Source organism: Nocardia sputi (assembly GCF_023501985.1).
In genome coordinates this window covers 69,029-86,663 of sequence record NZ_JAMFLC010000016.1, presented here as the reverse complement: position 1 = coordinate 86,663, position 17,635 = coordinate 69,029, and the positions used below count along the sequence as shown (strand labels likewise).

General features: G+C 67.3%; 16 protein-coding genes. 8 read left to right on the top strand and 8 right to left on the bottom strand.

What is annotated here, in order from left to right; all coding sequences use genetic code 11:
• Positions 1–69: 69 nt before the first annotated feature.
• The gene (locus M8859_RS21285) at positions 70–489 is read left to right on the top strand and encodes a hypothetical protein (protein ID WP_195071999.1); all 420 of its coding nucleotides are present in this window, start codon (positions 70–72) and stop codon (positions 487–489) included.
• Between the two features lie 81 nt (positions 490–570).
• Here M8859_RS21285 and M8859_RS21280 read toward each other — a convergent pair whose 3' ends face one another.
• A complete protein-coding gene (locus M8859_RS21280) occupies positions 571–984 on the bottom strand; it encodes a VOC family protein (RefSeq protein ID WP_159930705.1) in 414 nt (137 codons plus the stop codon).
• 1,247 nt (positions 985–2,231) lie between these two features.
• Between M8859_RS21280 and M8859_RS21275 the strand changes: the two genes are divergently transcribed.
• Together M8859_RS21275 and M8859_RS21270 are read left to right on the top strand one after the other, a co-directional pair.
• On the top strand, positions 2,232–2,993 hold the full coding sequence (locus M8859_RS21275) for a bestrophin-like domain (protein WP_195071998.1): 762 nt from the start codon (positions 2,232–2,234) through the stop codon (positions 2,991–2,993).
• A 551-nt stretch (positions 2,994–3,544) separates the two neighbouring features.
• A complete protein-coding gene (locus M8859_RS21270) occupies positions 3,545–4,027 on the top strand; it encodes a hypothetical protein (RefSeq protein ID WP_249644764.1) in 483 nt (160 codons plus the stop codon).
• Positions 4,028–4,268: 241 nt separating this feature from the next.
• Here the strand turns inward: M8859_RS21270 and M8859_RS21265 are convergent, their stop codons facing one another.
• The gene (locus M8859_RS21265; RefSeq protein ID WP_159930702.1) at positions 4,269–5,030 is read right to left on the bottom strand and encodes a 3-hydroxyacyl-CoA dehydrogenase; all 762 of its coding nucleotides are present in this window, start codon (positions 5,028–5,030) and stop codon (positions 4,269–4,271) included.
• A gap of 238 nt (positions 5,031–5,268) precedes the next feature.
• Between M8859_RS21265 and M8859_RS21260 the strand changes: the two genes are divergently transcribed.
• Positions 5,269–6,120 carry a crotonase/enoyl-CoA hydratase family protein gene (locus tag M8859_RS21260; RefSeq protein ID WP_159930701.1) on the top strand — a complete coding sequence of 284 codons (852 nt, stop codon included), beginning with the start codon at positions 5,269–5,271 and terminating at the stop codon, positions 6,118–6,120.
• Positions 6,121–6,141: 21 nt separating this feature from the next.
• Here the strand turns inward: M8859_RS21260 and M8859_RS21255 are convergent, their stop codons facing one another.
• Positions 6,142–6,816 (bottom strand): cyclase family protein, encoded by a 675-nt coding sequence (locus M8859_RS21255; protein ID WP_159930700.1) that lies wholly within the window; start codon positions 6,814–6,816, stop codon positions 6,142–6,144.
• A gap of 142 nt (positions 6,817–6,958) precedes the next feature.
• Between M8859_RS21255 and M8859_RS21250 the strand changes: the two genes are divergently transcribed.
• The 3 genes from M8859_RS21250 (at position 6,959) to M8859_RS21240 (ending at position 9,834) form a co-directional block, all read left to right on the top strand.
• Positions 6,959–7,165 (top strand): hypothetical protein, encoded by a 207-nt coding sequence (locus M8859_RS21250; protein ID WP_159930699.1) that lies wholly within the window; start codon positions 6,959–6,961, stop codon positions 7,163–7,165.
• Between the two features lie 238 nt (positions 7,166–7,403).
• Positions 7,404–8,933 carry a hypothetical protein gene (locus M8859_RS21245; protein WP_195071997.1) on the top strand — a complete coding sequence of 510 codons (1,530 nt, stop codon included), beginning with the start codon at positions 7,404–7,406 and terminating at the stop codon, positions 8,931–8,933.
• 415 nt (positions 8,934–9,348) lie between these two features.
• Positions 9,349–9,834 carry a DUF2505 domain-containing protein gene (locus M8859_RS21240; protein WP_195071996.1) on the top strand — a complete coding sequence of 162 codons (486 nt, stop codon included), beginning with the start codon at positions 9,349–9,351 and terminating at the stop codon, positions 9,832–9,834.
• Positions 9,835–9,925: 91 nt separating this feature from the next.
• Here M8859_RS21240 and M8859_RS21235 read toward each other — a convergent pair whose 3' ends face one another.
• A complete protein-coding gene (locus tag M8859_RS21235) occupies positions 9,926–10,936 on the bottom strand; it encodes an alpha/beta hydrolase (RefSeq protein WP_249644763.1) in 1,011 nt (336 codons plus the stop codon).
• Between the two features lie 289 nt (positions 10,937–11,225).
• On the opposite strand from M8859_RS21235, the gene M8859_RS21230 reads away from it, so the two are divergent.
• Entirely contained in the window at positions 11,226–12,290 is a 1,065-nt protein-coding gene (locus M8859_RS21230) for an alpha/beta hydrolase (protein ID WP_372492927.1), read from the top strand.
• Between the two features lie 38 nt (positions 12,291–12,328).
• Here M8859_RS21230 and M8859_RS21225 read toward each other — a convergent pair whose 3' ends face one another.
• The 4 genes from M8859_RS21225 to M8859_RS21210 all read right to left on the bottom strand — a co-directional run bounded on the left by M8859_RS21225 (position 12,329) and on the right by M8859_RS21210 (position 17,572).
• Positions 12,329–13,402 (bottom strand): LLM class flavin-dependent oxidoreductase, encoded by a 1,074-nt coding sequence (locus tag M8859_RS21225; protein WP_249644762.1) that lies wholly within the window; start codon positions 13,400–13,402, stop codon positions 12,329–12,331.
• A gap of 5 nt (positions 13,403–13,407) precedes the next feature.
• The gene (locus M8859_RS37685; protein WP_201295389.1) at positions 13,408–13,575 is read right to left on the bottom strand and encodes a DUF1684 domain-containing protein; all 168 of its coding nucleotides are present in this window, start codon (positions 13,573–13,575) and stop codon (positions 13,408–13,410) included.
• A 395-nt stretch (positions 13,576–13,970) separates the two neighbouring features.
• Positions 13,971–16,832: a TIR domain-containing protein gene (locus M8859_RS21215; protein ID WP_249644761.1), complete on the bottom strand. Its 2,862-nt coding sequence runs from the start codon at positions 16,830–16,832 to the stop codon at positions 13,971–13,973.
• Positions 16,832–17,572: a hypothetical protein gene (locus M8859_RS21210; protein ID WP_249644760.1), complete on the bottom strand. Its 741-nt coding sequence runs from the start codon at positions 17,570–17,572 to the stop codon at positions 16,832–16,834. The genes M8859_RS21215 and M8859_RS21210 overlap by 1 nt, the downstream gene beginning before the upstream one ends.
• Positions 17,573–17,635 lie beyond the last annotated feature (63 nt).

Sequence of the window (17,635 nt, the reverse complement as noted above, 5' to 3'; positions counted from 1 at the left end):
TGTGCTCATTTCCGGGGGTTTGCTGCAGACAGTTGCGGGAAGTCGCTGAATGCAGGAGAGGAGGCAGCGATGACCGAACCGAACGATACCTACGACCCGCCCCAGGACACGGGCGCGCCCGACTCGGTGGAAACCGATCCGGCGGCCCTCAACAGTGCCGAGGATCTCGACGAAGACCGACTGCGTTCCGACCCGCTCGAGGCCGGGATGGACCCGCCGGAGCACTGGACCGGGGTCACGAAGTACGGCGTCACACCGTGGGAGCAAGCCCATCCTCGACCGATCGGGGACCGGCTCGCCGAAGAGGAACCCGACGTCGAGCCGAGCGCGGTGCCGGAGACCGAGGACACCCAGAAGCTCAAAGACATCACCGCCGACAGCGACGGGGTGCCGGTAGACCACCGCTACGAGGAAGAACTAGGCGTCTCGGCCGACGTCGCGGGGGGCTCGGTGGCCGACGACATCCGGCGACCTTCCCCGCCGGAATGACGGCCCGGATATCGGGCTGATCCGCTGACACCGCGGCGGCCCGGCTCGTCACCTGTGCAGGACAATCGCCGCACTGCGCGATCACTTCTCGGGTGACTCGCCGAGGCCGGCTGCGGTGCCCGGGAGCCAGACCAGGCAGAAAGTGTGCCCCACGGGGTCGGCGTACACGCGGAACGCTCCGCCGGTTTCGGCTTGGACGAGCGTCGCACCCAGAGCGAGCGCGGCAGGCTCGGCCTCCGCGATATCGTCCACCAACACGTCGAAATGGATCTGCTGGGACGCCTCGGGATCGGGAAAACGCGGCGGTTTGTATTGCGGCGCGGTCTGAAAGGCGATGCGCCTATCCGAGGTCTCGACCAGAACCACCCAGTCGTCGTCCTCGTCCTCGAGCAGGTCTCCCCCGAGCAACTCTTGGTAGAACCTGGCGAGTTTGCGCGGTTCGGGGCAGTCCAGCACGACGCTACGCAATTGTCCGACCCTCTTGTTCGCAGTCATCCTCCACCTCCTGACGAAGCCATTCGTCGTTGGCTACCCGGGCCACTCGGCGACAAACACGGCAGGAACTGGCAGACCAGGCCGAACGCAACGGCCCGCCCGGTGTCACGATCACACCGAGCGGGCCGCTTCCCCGTTCGCCGTGCGGCGCCGCCACGTCGCACAGCCCGATCATGGTAAGCCCCGGCAACGGTCGAATCCGGCAGCCACGCCGTACCATCGGGCGTCCCCTGAAAAGAAAGCTCGACAGCCCGCTGCTCATCATCCAGCACGACATGATCGACCGGAGACAGCAGCATGTCCACCGCTGTCTGCCAGAAGCTCACATGGCAGAGAATCGAACGTACCGGGTAGCTGCCGACCGCGTCGCGGACCCGGACCGCCGGATCCGTCACCCCATCAGCCGCCTCCGGCCTGGTGGCAAAGGTTCTGCCGACTGTTTCGCCGACTCCTCACGCAATATGCGAGGTACGAACATGGTACGGAAGGCATTGCCGTTGCGTATCTCCGCACTTCCTCCGAGCTCACCGACGCAGCGCTGGGCAACAGATGCACATAGCCGAACTCCCGCCACGCGCCGCGCAGGAACTCACCCGGACCGGCAGGAGCACAGGACTTCGATCGTTCGGCGCACAGCCGCATCGCGGGCACCGAGCCGGCCCCTCCGTGGCCCGCGCCTACGCTTTCGGCGGTCTTTCTCCGAAATTCCCCCACACCCAGACGGATTCGCAGTCTACTATCGGTGTCGTCCAGAACGGTCCACCGTCCAGGACAGTTCAACGGCGCCTGGTTCTTTCAGGCGCGTGTCGCCTATAGATTCGCTGTGCACCACTGATCAGATCCGAACAAACGCAGACTGTCGACAGCACCATCATCGATCGTCTCGGTATCCGTCTCGGGGGTGAGGACCACGCATGACCATCGAAATGCTTGTCCGAACGGCACCGGCCTGCGCGGAAGTCTCGTCGTCGCGGCCGCCCGCCGACGCGCGAGGGCTACCGGATACTGGCTCGCGGAATTTCGCCACGCCTGGTCGGCGGAACTGAGGCGGCTCGAAATCCGCGACGACCACCTTGCGAAAACCTGCCGGCCGCAGCAGCACTGCGGCTCGACGCACTGATCGATAGCGACGTCGCACCGAACGATGCTCGATCGGTCCGTCACCGGCCCCGTGGTGCACCAGCCTTTGTGTACATCACCGACGCCGCGGTCGCGAGAACCATTCCAGACAGAAACGGAGTCGCCGCATGGTCTTCGAATTCCTCGTGCCTGCTCTCACCGCGTTGGTCGCGGTGGTCGTATTCCTGGCCGGGGACCGCCTACACCCGAAGACGTGGCGGCAGACCGACGACGACACAGTCGGCGCGTTGGTGCTCAACCTGATCAACACGATCTTCATGGCGGTGGTGGCATTCATCGTGGTGATCGCCTGGCAGCAGTACGACAACGCACGCAATCACACGATCGCGGAAGCCAAGGCGCTCATCGACACGTATTGGGCCGCACACGGAATGCCCGAGCCCGACCACGCGCGTGTCCAAGGCTTGGTGCGCGATTACACCGACCAGGTTCTCAGCGAGGAATGGGCCGTCATGGCCGACCATGGACATCTCAGTCAGTCCACCCAGGACACCCTCGACACTCTGCGCGACGCGGTGGCCGCGGTGAACTCGGCGGACTCCGAGGTCGATGCGCTCCGTACCAGTGCTCTTTCCAGCCTCGACACGGTCGCGCAGGCACGAGCCGATCGTGCGCTGGACGCCGGTTACCGGGTTCCGGGCTTCCTCTACCTCGCCATGTGGATCTGTACGGTCCTCTTGCTTCTCAGCGTCATCCTTTCCGGCGTCCAGGTCAGCAAGCGCACTGTGGTGACGACCGCGTTGCTCGGCGCCATCGTCGGTGTGGTTATCCGGGCGATCTACAACCTCGATGAGCCGTTCTCCGGCGGGAACGTGGTGCCGAAGGACGCCTTCGAGCTCGCTTTGTCCCGCTACCAGCACACGGCGTGACCTTCCGGCCACTTTCGACGACGACGAGGCGACCGCATATGCCAAGCAATCGAGGAGTTATCCGAACACGAGGTTTTGCAAAGGGTTTCGCTACTGCGATTCTCCCGCTGACCATAGCGACGCTCGCGGCTCGGCCTCTGGAAGCCTCCGCCGAAGCGCCGCCGTGGCTGCCCCTCGGCGACCTGGCAACCGGTAGTTCGAGTTCAACGACCGGCGCCGAGCCAGTGGGCGACGTCGTAGGCAGTGGTTCGAGCTTCGGTCCCGGCGCCACGTCGTCCGGCAGTGCCGCCGATCCCGCTCCCGAAGGGGCGTCTTCCGGCGGATCTCTCAGTCTCGGCCCGGTTCGAATACCGTCCGGCAGCGCCGGTCCGGGCGATTTCGCCACCGGCAGCGCGCACGCGGGCCTTCTCGCCACGGGGGATGCGGGACTCGAGGATGCGACTCCCCTCGCAGCGAATCCGGCGACTCACTCGAACGGAACGACGGGTAGTCCGGCCGAGACCCTGGAGCTCGATTCCGGCAGCGTGCAGGCGGCTTGTTCCGGAAGCGCCGTGACGGGGAGCGCGTTGCTCGTGCTCGGACTGGCTACCGGTAGCGGCTTCGGCTCCCTGGGATCGAGCCTCATCGGCCCAGGGTCCAGCCTCATCGGCCCGGGGTCGAGCGGATCGAGCCTCGGCAGCGCCGCCGTCGGTAGCGCCCTCACCGGAAGCGCACTGCTGACCTGCCTACTGCTGGTCCCCACCGCTCCGCCGATGCCCATGAACCCCCTCCAGCTCGAACCGCCCGCGCCCGAAGTGCGGATCGCGCCGTCTCCAGCCGCCGGCGCCACGCGGACGCAACTTCAGGCACCGCCACCGCTGGCCGAGCGGCCGCCGTCCCCGCAGAACCGCCCACGCGGAAGGGACGTACGCGCCGCCGAACCGCCCGGCGACCCGGATACCTGGAACCTCATGCGGCTGATGACGGTATTGGTGGTCACCGTCCTCACCGTCGTCGGCATCCGTACGGCACCTGGCTCCCGACGCCTCCGCTGACGCAGCCGAAAGTAGGGGACCACCGCAGCCGCGGCAACGGCAACGGCAACGGCAACGGCAACGGCAACGGCAACGGCAACGGCAACGGCAACGATCGCGCACGCACCGTTCGGATGCCGCATGAAGGCCCGCCCCGGAAGAGTCGTCGCAGTCGGGCGAGCCTGGCCATCACCGTGTGAACTCGTAGATCCCGGGAGTCGCATCGGCGGACCCACCCGAAACCCGCTCGGCGGAGACCACTTCAGCGCGGCGCCATCCGGATGGCGCCGTCGAGGCGGATGGTCTCGCCATTGAGCATCGGGTTCTCCACGATGTGACGCGCGAGCGCCGCGTATTCGACGGGATCGCCGAGTCGCGAGGGGTGCGGGACCTGCGCGCCCAAGGATGCGATCGCGTCGTCCGGCAACGTGGCGAACAGCGGAGTGTGGAACAGCCCCGGCGCGATGGTCACCACGCGGATCTTCAGCGCCGCGAGGTCGCGCGCCACCGGCAAGGTCAGGCCCACGATCCCGCCCTTGGACGCCGAATAGGCCGCTTGCCCGATCTGGCCGTCGAACGCTGCCACCGACGCGGTGTTGATGATGACGCCGCGCTCTTCGCCGACCGGATCCGTCCGGGAGATCCGTTCGGCCGCCAGCCGGATGACGTTGAAGGTGCCGATCAGGTTGACGTTGATCACCCGGGTGAAATCCGCCAGCGGAAACGCGCCCTTCTTGCCGACGGTCTTGACGGCGTTGCCGATTCCGGCGCAGTTCACCGCGATCCGCAGGTCGCCCAACTCTTGCGCGGCGTCGAGAGCCGCCGTGACCTGCTCCTCGTTCGTGACGTCGGCGGGAACGAAAACCACGCCGTCACCGAGTTCTTCGGCGACGGCCTCGCCCGCGGACGACGGCAGATCGATGATCACGACCCTCGCTCCCTTGCCGTGCAGTTCACGCACGGTCGCCGAGCCGAGTCCCGAAGCGCCGCCCGTCACTGCCGCGACCGCGTTGCTGATCTCCATCCCACTCCCCTTCTCCGGGTTATCGAACGACGGCGCGAAGCGCCGGGCCGATTGGTCTCCGTTGCCACCCCGCGGCGGGGCCAGGTGCCCGTGACCAATCGGGACACCGCGACAGGCTAACCGCACAGAGAGGAATAAGTAAACAATCATTCTGCTTCGTCTCGGCGTCACTGTCGCGAGATGCGGCGCGAACGCCCTGTAAGAGAAGGGGTATCGGCGTCGTGGCAAGCTGTACGTTATGGCCGATATTCGCCTGGACGTCTCCGACACCATCGCCACCATCACCCTCGACCGTCCGAAGCAGCTCAACGCGTTCACCACCGCGATGGGTGCGGAGCTGATCGATGCCTTCGACTCCTGCGATCGCGACGACAAGATCCGAGCGGTTGTCCTCACCGGCGCCGGACGTGCCTTCTGCGCCGGCGCGGACTTGTCGGCGGGTGCGGACACCTTCGTCGCGGGCGACCAGAACGCCGCTGCCTCCTTCCGCGACAGCGGCGGCGAAGTCGTCCTGCGCATGTTCGAATCGCGCAAACCCATCATCGCCGCCGTCAACGGTCCCGCCGTCGGGGTGGGCATCACCATGACTCTCGCCGCGGATTTCCGGCTCGCCGTCGACAACGCCCGGATCGGATTCGTCTTCAATCGACGCGGGATCGTTCCCGAGTCCTGCTCCAGTTGGTTCCTGCCCCGCCTGGTGCCCGTGCAGACCGCGCTGGACTGGGTGTATTCGGGCCGTCTCGTCGACGCCGCCGAAGCGCTCGACGCCGGACTGTTCTACGCGCTGCATCCGGCCGGCACGCTGCTGGACGAGGCTTGTGCCCTCGCCCGCCGCGTCACCGAGCACTCCGCACCCGTCTCGGTGGCCCTGTCCCGGCAGATGCTGTGGCGCAATCTCGGCGCCGAGCATCCGATGATCGCGCATCGCGTCGAATCCCGCGGCATCCACCATCGGGGCGCGAGCGCCGACGCCAGGGAAGGCGTCACAGCTTTCCTGGAGAAGCGGCCCGCCCGATTCCCGGACAGCGTCGACCGCGACCTGCCGGACATATTCGGTGATGACCTAGCGGTCCCGCCATTCCGGTCATGAGTCCACGGCAAGAGCCGCACGCTATAGCGTGGCTGCGCCGCTGTGCTCGATCCACGCCACGGCGCGCAGCGGAAACGAGCCCATCCCGCGGATGGGTGCGGGCAGGGCGACCAGCCTGGCGCCGGTGTCGGGCACCGCGTCGAGGTTCGTCATCTGCTCGATGATCGGGATCCCCGCCCCGAGCAGCGTGTGATGACACGGCCGCGTCGGCAGAGACGTGTCGTCGATGTCGAGGGAGTCGATTCCTACCAGCGCCACATTGGCCGCGACCAGCGCATCCGCGACCTCACCGACCAGAAACGGATGCCCGGGGCCCCGGTAGTCGGGCGAACCCCACGCCGCAGACCACCCCGTGTGCACAAGCACCGCCTTGCCCCACAGGCGCGCCGGGTCGCCGAGCAGATCCGGCCCCACCGCGCGAAGTCTCGGAGCGCGGATGATCACGATCGGCACGTTGAACAATCGTTCCAGCGGAAGGTCGGCAACATCGGCGCCATCGGCGTGGAAAAGGAAGGGCGCGTCGATATACGTGCCGGTGTGGCCGACCATGTCCACGCGTGCGATGTCGTAATCCATGCCGATCAGCGGCGACCGCTCACGCGCGACATCCGTGGTGACTCGCGGTCCGGGCAGGCCCGGACAGGTGAGCATGCCGTCCGAGATCGAGTGGGACAACTCCACGATCACTCGGCTCATGCCAGGGACCGTACCGCCGCTCCCACCGAGGAGAGCCGAGGCGCGAGCTCGCCGTCCTCAACCGGTCCGAAAGGCAGGCCCAGCAAACAGGGCAGGTGCACCCGGGCCGGAAAGGGCGCAGAATGGAAGCAGGAAGGTCGTCATGAAACTGCTGAAGGGCCTGCTCGGCGTAGTGCTCGGGATTCTCACGGCCGTGCTCGGCACGGTGCTGGGGCTCTTGGCCGCTGTGCTGTGGCTCGTCGGCGCGGTGCTGTGCGTGACGGTCATCCTGCTACCGGTGGGAATCCCTGTCGTCAAGCTCGCGCGCCGCCTGTTCGGCCTGTCCCGCCAGCTGATGCGTCTTCCCTGACCGCAAATGTCCGATGTCCTTGTCGCGACGGCTGTGGGACACGATCGCAGTGCACGGCAGGTGTCGGTAAGGGAGAGGTCTTCGCCTCGCTCCTTCGCGGCACCGGATCATCATGCCGTCCGATCCAGCAAACAGCGGGCGTCCCGCAGCCTCGCCGAGCGCGGTTGCGTCGCGACCAGCGAGCTGCCATCCTCGTGTTCATGATCTTCGACGGAAAGGGCGTCCTGCGCCCGGCTCGATGAGCCCCCACTCGGCCACGTTCGTGGCCCACGCGCTATCTCTGTCCGCTCTGCACGGTCCCGGCCCTTGGCCGTGTGACGGGTATCCCCTACCGGACGAACCGCCGAACGAAACCGGCCGTAGCGTCCTTCCCAGCGTCGTGTACGACGGCGTCAGCACCCATCACTTCGGGACCGGCGCGCAGCCGGTCGCCGATCTCACCGATCGGATCCTCGCCGACCTCGACGATCCGGCTCGGCTACTCGAGCACTTTGCCGGGATACGGGCCGTGAGCGTCGCCGACGATCTCGTGGGCGAGTTGCGATCCCGGCACTTTCCACGCGAAAAGCTCCGTAACGCAGCGCGATTCGTCACGGAGAACGCCACGCGACGGGAGGCCGCGAAACTCGGCATCGTGCTGCTGGGCACATGTGGTGACGAACGCGACCGCGAGCTCCTCCAACTGCTGGGTTCGCTGGAGGAGTTCGCACTCTTCGCGGTCGTCGCGCTGATGAACACCCAGCCCCATCCCCACCGGGCGGTGTTCGAGCTGGCACAGCGGCTCGAGGGCTGGGGACGGATCCACGCGGTGGAGCGACTGAAGGGCTGCGCCGACCCCGACATCACGGCATGGTTGCTGCGTGGCGGCTTCCGCAACGGCGTGATGAACGAGTACCTCGCCCACCTCGCCGCCACGACCGGCGGTCTCTACGAGGCGCTGCTCGAAGACGACGTCGACGACGCCCTGATCGATGGGGCGGCGGACATCCTCAACGCACTCGCCAAGGGCGGCCCCGCCGAGGACATGCACGACTACGAGGACGCGGTGCCCGCCATGCATCGTTTCGCCGAACACCTCGCCCGTGCCCAACCCACCCTCGGACGGCTCGACGCGGCACTGACCCTCGAACGCCTGGTATCCGGTGACGATTTCGACTGGCCCGACGGCGAACCTGCCCGGCTGCGGGCCAGGTACACCTCCCTCACGGCGCAGCCGCGGTGGCGCGAACTGGTGGCGTCCGAACTCGCCCGCGTCGACTCCGCCGCGGAACCTCGCGGCGCGCGCCGCTCCTACGCGTTCGAGGTCGCGCTCTCCTGCGCGGGACGGCTGGGCATGAACGCCTTCCCGAATGCTCTCGCGCGCTTGCGGTTCGATCACCACAACGCCTACGTCTGGCAGTGGGCGATGCGGCACGCAGACCAGGTCACTGTCGAGCAGGTGGTGGGCCTCGCCGAGCAACTCCTACCGCTCGACCAGCTGGCCACGGGCCCATCCGAAGCACTGGGCCTCGGCCCGGACTATCAGGCCGATACGGTCCTCGAGACCATCGTCTGGAATCTGCGCGACCATCCGGGCCACGGCCACGCACTATTGCCGGTCGCACTCGCCAACCGGGTCGTCCGGTGCCGCCGGGCGGTCCTCACAGTTCTCGACGCCTGGCCGCCGCAGGCGCGCCCGTCCCAGGCGCGCGGCTGGGTCACCGCGGCCGTGGAGCGCGAGACCAACGCGAAGCTGCGTGCGGACATGCTGGCTTTCCTGGAGGGGTGAAGCGGCCCTGCGGTGGGCAACAGATCGCATCGGTAGTTGCCTGCCGCGGGTCGGCGGCTCGGCGGTGACTGCCCGCGCTGGATCGGAACGAGTCGGGCACAGGCGGACGTCGAAACCCGACACCGTATGCCGGGTACTCCGCGCATCCACGCCGAGCGCAGTCGGGCCAGCTGATCGACGCCGCCCGCCGACAGTATTCGGTCGCTCGACAGGGCAGCGGTTTGCACCCGGATATGGTTTGCCCCGTCGGAAGTGGACCGCGTCCACCACCCGTCGAAGCGGTCCTCCTGGACGGAGGAGCCATACCTCGCTGCCGAACCTTCTATTTCACAAGATGATTCAGCATGTTCGGGGAAGGAGAGCATCGGCGGTTCGCCCGCTGCGAGCGGCGTAGCAGCAGGTAGCGTGTGTCGGTATGGCGACCCCCTTGGCGTATACGGCCACCTATTCCCATTCGGCCGACGCGCTGCGTGCGGCGCTGGCCGACGAGCAGTATTGGAAGGACCGCATCGAGGAGGTCGGCGGGGTCGACGCGCGGCTCGTCGAGTTCGACGCCGCCGAGGACCGCCTGCACGTGCGGCTGGTGCAGACCGTTCCGGCGGCGGAGTTGCCCAGCGGCATCACCGCCGTGCGACCGGAGGGGCTGGTCGTCACGCGCACTGAGACCTACACCCGCGAGGGCGGCAGTTTCGAGGCCCGCGTCGAGGGTGTGCCCGCCCAGGTGAGCGGAACCGTCCGGCTCACCGGGGGCGACACCACGACGGTGGCGGTCGTCGACGGCTCGGCCGAGGTCGGCATCCCGTTGTTCGGCAGGAAGATCGAAGCGGCCGTCGTAGCCCGGCTGCTCGACATGCTCACCGTGGAGGCGCAGTTCACCGACACCTGGATCACCGACCACTGACCCGGATGCCGGTTGCCGAGTCCGGAAGTCGGTCGAAGGGCGGTGGCCTCGACACGCAAGCGCGGACGACTGCCGATGATGAACTCCTCTGCTACGGATCGACACCGAGAGCGACGCCGATCGTGTCCCACGACTTGTGCAGATCTTCCTCCCAATACCCCCAGGAATGGGTTCCGGCCGGTCGTAACTCGAAAGTGGCTGGAACGGCCAACTGGCGCAGTCGCTCCCGGAGCTGACGGGTGCACAGATTGGTGACGGCTTCCAGGGGAGCCCCGAAAATCAATTGGTAGGCCAGCTGTATCCCGGAACCGTTCGCGCCGTCGAGTGTGTCGTGTGGTCCGGGTGCTCCGGTACCGGTCGACACGTAGATCGCGGTTCCCCGCAACTTGTCCGCGTGCAGATACGGGTCGTTGGCCGCCCACGCCGGATCCGTCGGCGGACCCCACATGTTGACCACATTGCCGCGACGCCCACCCACCACCGCACTCACGATCACCTGACCCTGCGGATCACTGGTACGCACACACCCCGAATACGACCCGATAGCCCGATACAACCCCGGCGCGGCCAACGCCAACTGGAACACCGACGTACCCGCCATCGAGATACCCGCGATCGCGTTCGCCCCGTTCCCCCCGAACGCCGCATCCACCAGCGGAGGCAACTCCCGCGTCAGGAACGTCGCCCAACGCTGCCGTCCCAACACCGGATCATCCGCACGCCAATCCGTGAAATACGAACTCGCACCCCCGAACGGAACAACCACATTCACCTGCTTGTCCCGGAAGAACTCCACCACATCCGTCCGGTCGAGCCAGCTCCCGTCGCTGATACCGCCGTTGGCGCCGTTGAGCAGATAGAACGTCGGTGCGGGTCGAGCCGGATCGGACGCACGCAGGACGCGCACCCGGGTGACGCTGTTCATCGCCGTCGACAACACGCCGAGGTCGAGGACCCGATCGGACTCGGCGCGGATGTCGTGGATCCGGGACCCGTCAGGGGCCGCCACGGATGCGAGATCCGGTTGCGGTTCGGCCGTCGCCGCAGTGTTCGGGCCCGCCGCCATCGCCGCACACACCATGACAGCGAGCAGGATTCGCATTCCTGAACCGTTGAGCGACATGGCATCTCCGATCTCCAGACCGCACCCCGGCCGGTACGCTCGGCTCCACGGGCCGGAGATAGGCGACCGGGCTCTCCAGAACCAGCATCGAGTCAACCGCATCCCGTGAGCCGGTGAGTACGGATACCTCCGACCTTGTGGACGTTCCCAGTGCGACGCCGAGCGAACTGGCCACCCACCCCAACGACCTCGACCGCGCCTTGCCCGCCGACGCATGCGCCGCCTAGCGTTGGCCGTGTTCCGTTCCGCCCGTTCAGGAAGGCCGTGTGTGGATTCCCCTCCCCCGCCGTCATACCACCGCGGCGCGGCGCGGCTGATCGCGGCACTGAGCGCCGTCGCCCTCGGATTCACCGGCAGCACAGCCGGTTCGGTGAACGCCGAGCCGATCACGCCGGAGGTGCCGTCATCGATCAGCGCCGCCCCGGATGGGTCGCGTATCGCAGGCGCGGTACAGGGATCGGGACGGCTGGTCGAGCTGACGGTCCACTCCGCCGCGATGGCGAACACCGTAGCCGTACAGGTCCTTCCGGCCGTCGACAGCTCGGCTCCCGCGCCCACCCTGTACCTGCTCAACGGCATCGACGGCGGGGCTGACGGCAACTGGCTCAGCCGGACGGATGTGGTGGAGTTCTTCCGGGACAAGCAGGTGAATGTGGTTGTTCCGTTCGGGGGTGCGAGTTCGTATTTCACGGATTGGCGTGCGGATGATCCGGTGTTGGGACGGCAGCGTTGGGCGACGTTCCTGACGCGGGAGTTGCCTCCGCTGGTGGATGCGGCGTTCGGGGGGAACGGGGCGAACGCGATCGCGGGTATCTCGATGGCGGGTACGTCGGTGTTCCAGTTGGCGTTGGCCGCGCCGGGGTTGTATCGGGCTATCGGGTCGTATTCGGGGTGTGTGCGTACCAGTGATCCGCAGGGTCAGGTGATCGTGAGTGCGGTGGTGGGCGGGCGTCGCGGCAATGTGGTCAACATGTGGGGTCCGCCGACGGATCCCGCCTGGGCGGCCAACGACCCGTATCTGCACGCGGACAAGTTGCGGGGAACCGCGATCTACGTCTCGACCGGTACCGGAGCACCCGGACCACACGACACACTCGACGGCGCCGGTATCGAGCATCATCCCGGCAAGCTGTTCGACCAATTACTCATCGGCGGCGTACTGGAGACCTTCGCGGACCACTGCACCCGTCAGCTGCGTGACAGACTGGGCGAGCTGAACATTCCCGCCATATTCGAGCTGCGCGACAACGGCACCCATTCCTGGTCCTACTGGCAGGAAGACCTGCACAGCTCATGGCCGGTGTTCGCCGCCGCGCTCGCCGAACAATCCTGACGATCCCATCCGACGGTCACCCGCGTCGAGCGGTCTGCTCAGGCCGACGCGGCCACCTCTCCGGTGTTGCGCTCGGTGCGGGGCCGATTCGTCGCGGGCCGCCAGCCCAAAGCTGGGGCGATCAGCTCGACGGTGTCGTGCAAGATCTGCTCGTAATCGGCCCGGTGGAACTCATACGGCAGTTCCAGCCGCAACTCCGAGGCCCGCGTGAGCACCGGATCGGCCCGCAGCCGCTCGATGATCTCCTCGGCGCTTCCGACCACGTCCGGCGCGAACAGGACCCGCCGCTCCCCCTGTGGCGCCAGGGTGCGCTCGTACCTGCTCGCCGCGTACTGCCGGTAACGCTCGCGGGTCGTGCGGTCGGCGCTGTCGAACGGGACGATCACGCGTCCCACCGCGACCCGGCCGGGCCGGGCCGGATCCGTCAGTCGGCGGTAGTCGCCGATCAAGCTCAGCTGGGTGGCGGTGAAATCGTCGCTGCGGTCGCCGAACACGATATTCCCGGTCAGCAGGTTGAGCCCGTTTTCGCCTGCCCAGCGGACCGAACGGCTACTGCCGCCGCCGTACCACAGCCGGTCGATCAAGCCGGGATTGTGCGGCTGCAAGCGGGGTCGCTGGATGTTCCCCGGGGAGTGGATCACCGTGTCGGTGCCACCGAGGTAGTCGCCGCGCAGGTTGTCGATCAGCCTGGTGATCCGGCCGTAGGACAGATCGTAGTTGCGCCAGTCCCCGTCGAACACCAGGTTTCCGATCAACTCGGCATGCGGCGGCGTGCCCGCACTGAAACCGGCTTGCAACCGGCCCCGGGAGAGCACGTCGGCCAGCGACAGATCCTCGGCCAGCCGGAACGGGCTCTCGTATCCGATGGGAATCACGGCAGTGCCCAACTCGATTCGGTTGGTGCGCTGCCCGGCGGCGGCCAGGAACACCGCGGCCGACCCGACGCCGTGCTCGAGATGGCGCTGCCGGACCCACGCACCGTCGAAACCGAGGCTCTCACCGTACTCGAACAGCTGCAGTGTGTCCTCGAGCCCCGAGTAGGGGTCGTCGTCGAGATAATTGCCCGGAGTCAGGAACGACAACGTCGTGATCCGGGATGTGGTATCGCTCATGGAGTTCAGCGCCGCTCGTACGGGATCTGCTCACCGGCCTCGATCGCGACCGGAAGCCGATGCTGCGCCGGTGGCAACGGGCAGGTCGCCAGGTCGGTGTAGGCGCAGGGCAGGTAGTCCTGCCGGTCGGCGGCGAAGGCGTCGGTCGGGGTTGCGGTGGCCTGCGCTGTCATGTGGTGCTCCTCTGTCTGTCCTCGGTTCGGCGCTGTCCTCGAGGCCCAGCATTACGCGCGCGGCACCCCGGCGTCCGAGCGTCGCCGCGCCCTCTGTCCGAGGGCGCTGCGCCTCTCCTGGGTGACGCCGAACGGAGGTGATACCGAAGTCAACCGAATGCATGTGCCGAGGAACAGGATTGCGATCAGCGCGAACACAAATATTTCGCTCGCGTCACGCGAAGGAACAGCCGCCAGAGGATTCGCGGGGAATGATCGGACCGGCTCGTTCGATTCGGGCTGCGCCGATCCATGTCGACCGGCGGAGTTCAACTCACTCGACCAACCGGCGACTCTCGAACTACGGAGCTTGGGGCGTGATCGTCACCGCACTCTCGAGTTCGCGCGTCCTCGGGCTAGTGTCCGCAGCCGTCGTGGTAGTCGAGGCCGGGAGCGTAGAACGACCAGGTTGCCTCGTCGAGTACGGACGACATGCGTCGGCACGCGGTCCGGAGCGGATCGGCGCGCAGTTCCTCGAGCCCACGGAGATCCCAGACAGCGATGGTGTGGTCGGCAGCACCGATTCCCAAGGTATGCCCGTCCGGTGCGAATGCGACCGGCCTCATCGATCCGCCGGTCTCCATCGGAGCGCCGAGTGGGCGCGGACGCTGCCGATCGCTGAGGTCCCACAGTCGGGCGGTGTCGGCGGTCACCGCGAGGGTCCGGCTGTCAGGCGCGAACGCCACCCGGTGAACGGAGTCCGGATAGCCGGGCAGCGGTTGCCCCGACAACGACGGACGGGCGCGGTCGGTGACGTCCCACAGCAGCACGCCCGGATTGCTGCCGCCGGTCACGAGGGTGCGGCCATCCGGGGAGAACATCAGGTGCCTGGCGGTCTGGGATGTGCCACCCAACTCACTGATCGAGCGCGTCACGTCGGCGACGTCGTAGAGGACGACGACATCGCGCTCGCGCGCGGCCGCGACGGTGCGGCCGTCCGGTGAGAATGCCAGACCCGTCGTCGTGCTGGGTCGCCCGACGGGCTTCGGACTCAGTCGCTTCGGGTTTCCGGGTTCGGTGATGTCCCACAGCATCATGGCCGGATGGCCGGTGACGGCGAGTAACTTGCCGTCTGGAGAAAAGGCGATGGCGCGAACGATATTGGTGAAGTCGGTCAAAGCAGCCCCGACCGGTCGGGGCTCGGCGAGGTCGTCGATGTTCCACAACGTCGTGGTCTGGTCGGATCCGCCGACGGCGAGGATTCGCCCATCCGGGGAGATCGCTGTCGCGGTGATCGTGTTCCCCGGTCGCCGTACCTGCCCGCCGGGCACCCGGCGGCCGGCCTCCAGCCTCCACAGCCCGACGGTGTCGCCGGCGGCGACCGCGACGACGGGCCGCCGCTGAGCGAACGTCATCTCCGACGCGTCCGCGCCCAGTCCGCCGAGCGACGCCGAGAGCCGTTGCGGCCGGTTCGCATCGGTGACGTCCCACAAGATCACCTGGCCGTTGTCGCCGCTGGTGGCCAGCCATCGGCCGTTCGTTGTCAGCGCCTCATGGTTGATGCCGCCGGTGTGCTCGACCGTGAATCGACGGGTCTCCCTGGGTGCGTCCGCCGCAGTGACATCCCACCACACCACTGTGTGACCGACGATCGTGACGGCGGCGCGGCCATCCGGAAGAAAGGTGGACAGCCCGGCGTTCCAGAGGTCCGTCGGTGTCGCGGTCGGCCCGGGGGGCGAGTCGTCGTGAGCGACCAACCGCGCGGTGCCTGCTTCGAGGGTGAAGAAGGAGACCGCTTCCTGCTCGGAGGTGATGATCAGTGAGGCGTCGGGGGACAGTGCGAGTTGCGCGACGGCCCGAGTGCTCGCGATCCACGATCCGGTGAGACTCTGTGGCGCCCTGGCGTCGCGAACATCCCAGACGCCGACGAGACCGTTGGTATAGCTCACCGCCACTGTGGGCGTCCTGCTCGCGAACGCCACGGATGTGACCCGTGCAGGCACACCGGTGAAGATCGAGCCCACTGTGTCGATGGAGCTCACTACCCGGGGGCCCGGCGTCTCGCTCACGTCCAACAGCATCAGGGCGCTGCCGAAGCCGACGGCCAGCAACCGGCCGTCCGGCGAGAAGCCGAGCGCGCCGACTGGAACGATCTCCATCGCGGGCAACTCGATTCGGGATGGTTTCGCACGATCGGTGATGTCCCACAGTCGCAGGATGCCGGCCCCCGCCGCCGCAAGTAACTTCCCGTTCGGGGACACGGCAAGGAACTCGATCAGGTGGTCGGAAGCCAGTGCGTCGCCCCATCGGGACGGCCGCTCGCCGTCGAGGTTCCACAACTGGAGACTTCTGCCGCCGTCGGCGAGTGCCAGCAGCCGGTTGTCCGGCGCGAAGGCGAGCGGGGTGGCTCGTCCGAATCTGCCCGGCAGCACGGTGGCCAGAGGGCTCCCGGCGAGCGTGTGGACCAGGCTTGCCGTCGTCTCCGGATTCGGCAGGTTGGCGTAGGCGGCCGCGCCCAGCCGCAAGGCCGTGTCGATGTCGGGGGGACTGCCGTTCCTCGCCGCATCCGCCGCCGTGATCAGGGAACGTGCTGCCGCGACCCGTTGCTGATCCAGCGCCTCTTGCTGTGCCCGTACCGCGAGGACCGTCGCGACCAGGGCGAAGACCAGCAGCACGCTCAGCACGGTGACGACACCGCCGATGATTCGCCGGGTGATCCGCCGCTGGCGGATGTCCTCGCCTTCTATCTCGTCCTTGCTGAGCTTGTGGACGGCGGCGGCCAGGGTAGCGACGTCGCTGCGGAACTCACTGTGTTGCAGGGAAAGAGCTTCTTTCCTTGCCCAGCGCAGATCCGCGTAGTTCGGCTCCGCGGAGAACCAACCCGACAGGCAGTCCGGGAGCGCATCCGTACGGTCCCAGTCGAAATCGCCCGTCGCCTCGTCCCAGCAGATCTCCCCACCGGTGAGCGCCACTAGGAATGTCTCCGGGGAACGGTGCGCCCGCCACCACTCGACCTCCCGGCGTACCCACACCGATCGGGCGGCAGGCGGAGAGGCGAGCAGGACGAAGTTGTCCGCCTTCACCAAAGCGCTTTCGATACCGTGCCACAGGCTGGCATTCACGCCCAGGCCGGTCCTGTCGCGGAAGACCCGCAGCGCGTACGGCCGATACCACCGGCGACCCAGCCCACGCAAAGCGCGCTGCAATGCCGGCGCCAGTTCGGTGTCGAGCGCGTGACTGTAGGACATGAAGACGTCGTAACGACCGGGCTCGGCCATCAGCAGCGCGTCACTCCCGACTTGCCTTGACACACGCCGGGCGGGAAACTCCACGTCAACCGGTTACTCACCGGAACACGCGAGAATTCCGGCGGGGCCTTGGGCAGGCGGTCCAGCACACCGTCTTCGTAGAGCGACGCACAGCCATCGCCTCGCACGAACTCCGGATCGACGCCGGTGATACACACTCCGCCCGGCCGGGTAACTGTGAAGGTGCATGTTCTGGACTTGGGCCCTTCATCGCAGCCGTACCACAGGAATCCGTCCCGCGGCGGTTGATCGTAGATCAACCGTTGCTGAAAGGTCGCTTCCAAGCGCATGACCGTGGTGCCTTCCGGGATCAGCAAGCTGCACGGCGGGGCGGTGTGATTGGCGGCGAGGCCGCATTCCCCTCCGGCGTCCGAGCGGATGAGCATGCTCCACGGGTGATCGCCGTTGGCGAGAATATTGAGCTTCGAGCCGGGCGCGATAGTCGCTCCAGGCTGCGCCGAGTCCGTGGGCGGTGCCTGCGGCTGCGACCGGAACACCGAGTAGGCGATCGCGCCGGCCACAGCCAGGAGAACCACCGCCGCGACCGCGATCACGATGCGCCGCTTCGAATGGCTGTTCCGGTTCGGCTCCGAATTGGTCGTATGGCTGATCGGGCGCTGGGACATCGCCTCCCCTTCGGCTGTCCGGCTGGCAAACGCCGACAACTGCCCGAAGTCCAGTTCCGCGAAGGGGTTTCGGGTTGCCGTCACCGACGCAGGGCCAGTTTATTCGACCGCGCGACGGTAGAGGCAGGGAATGACGAACATGCTCGG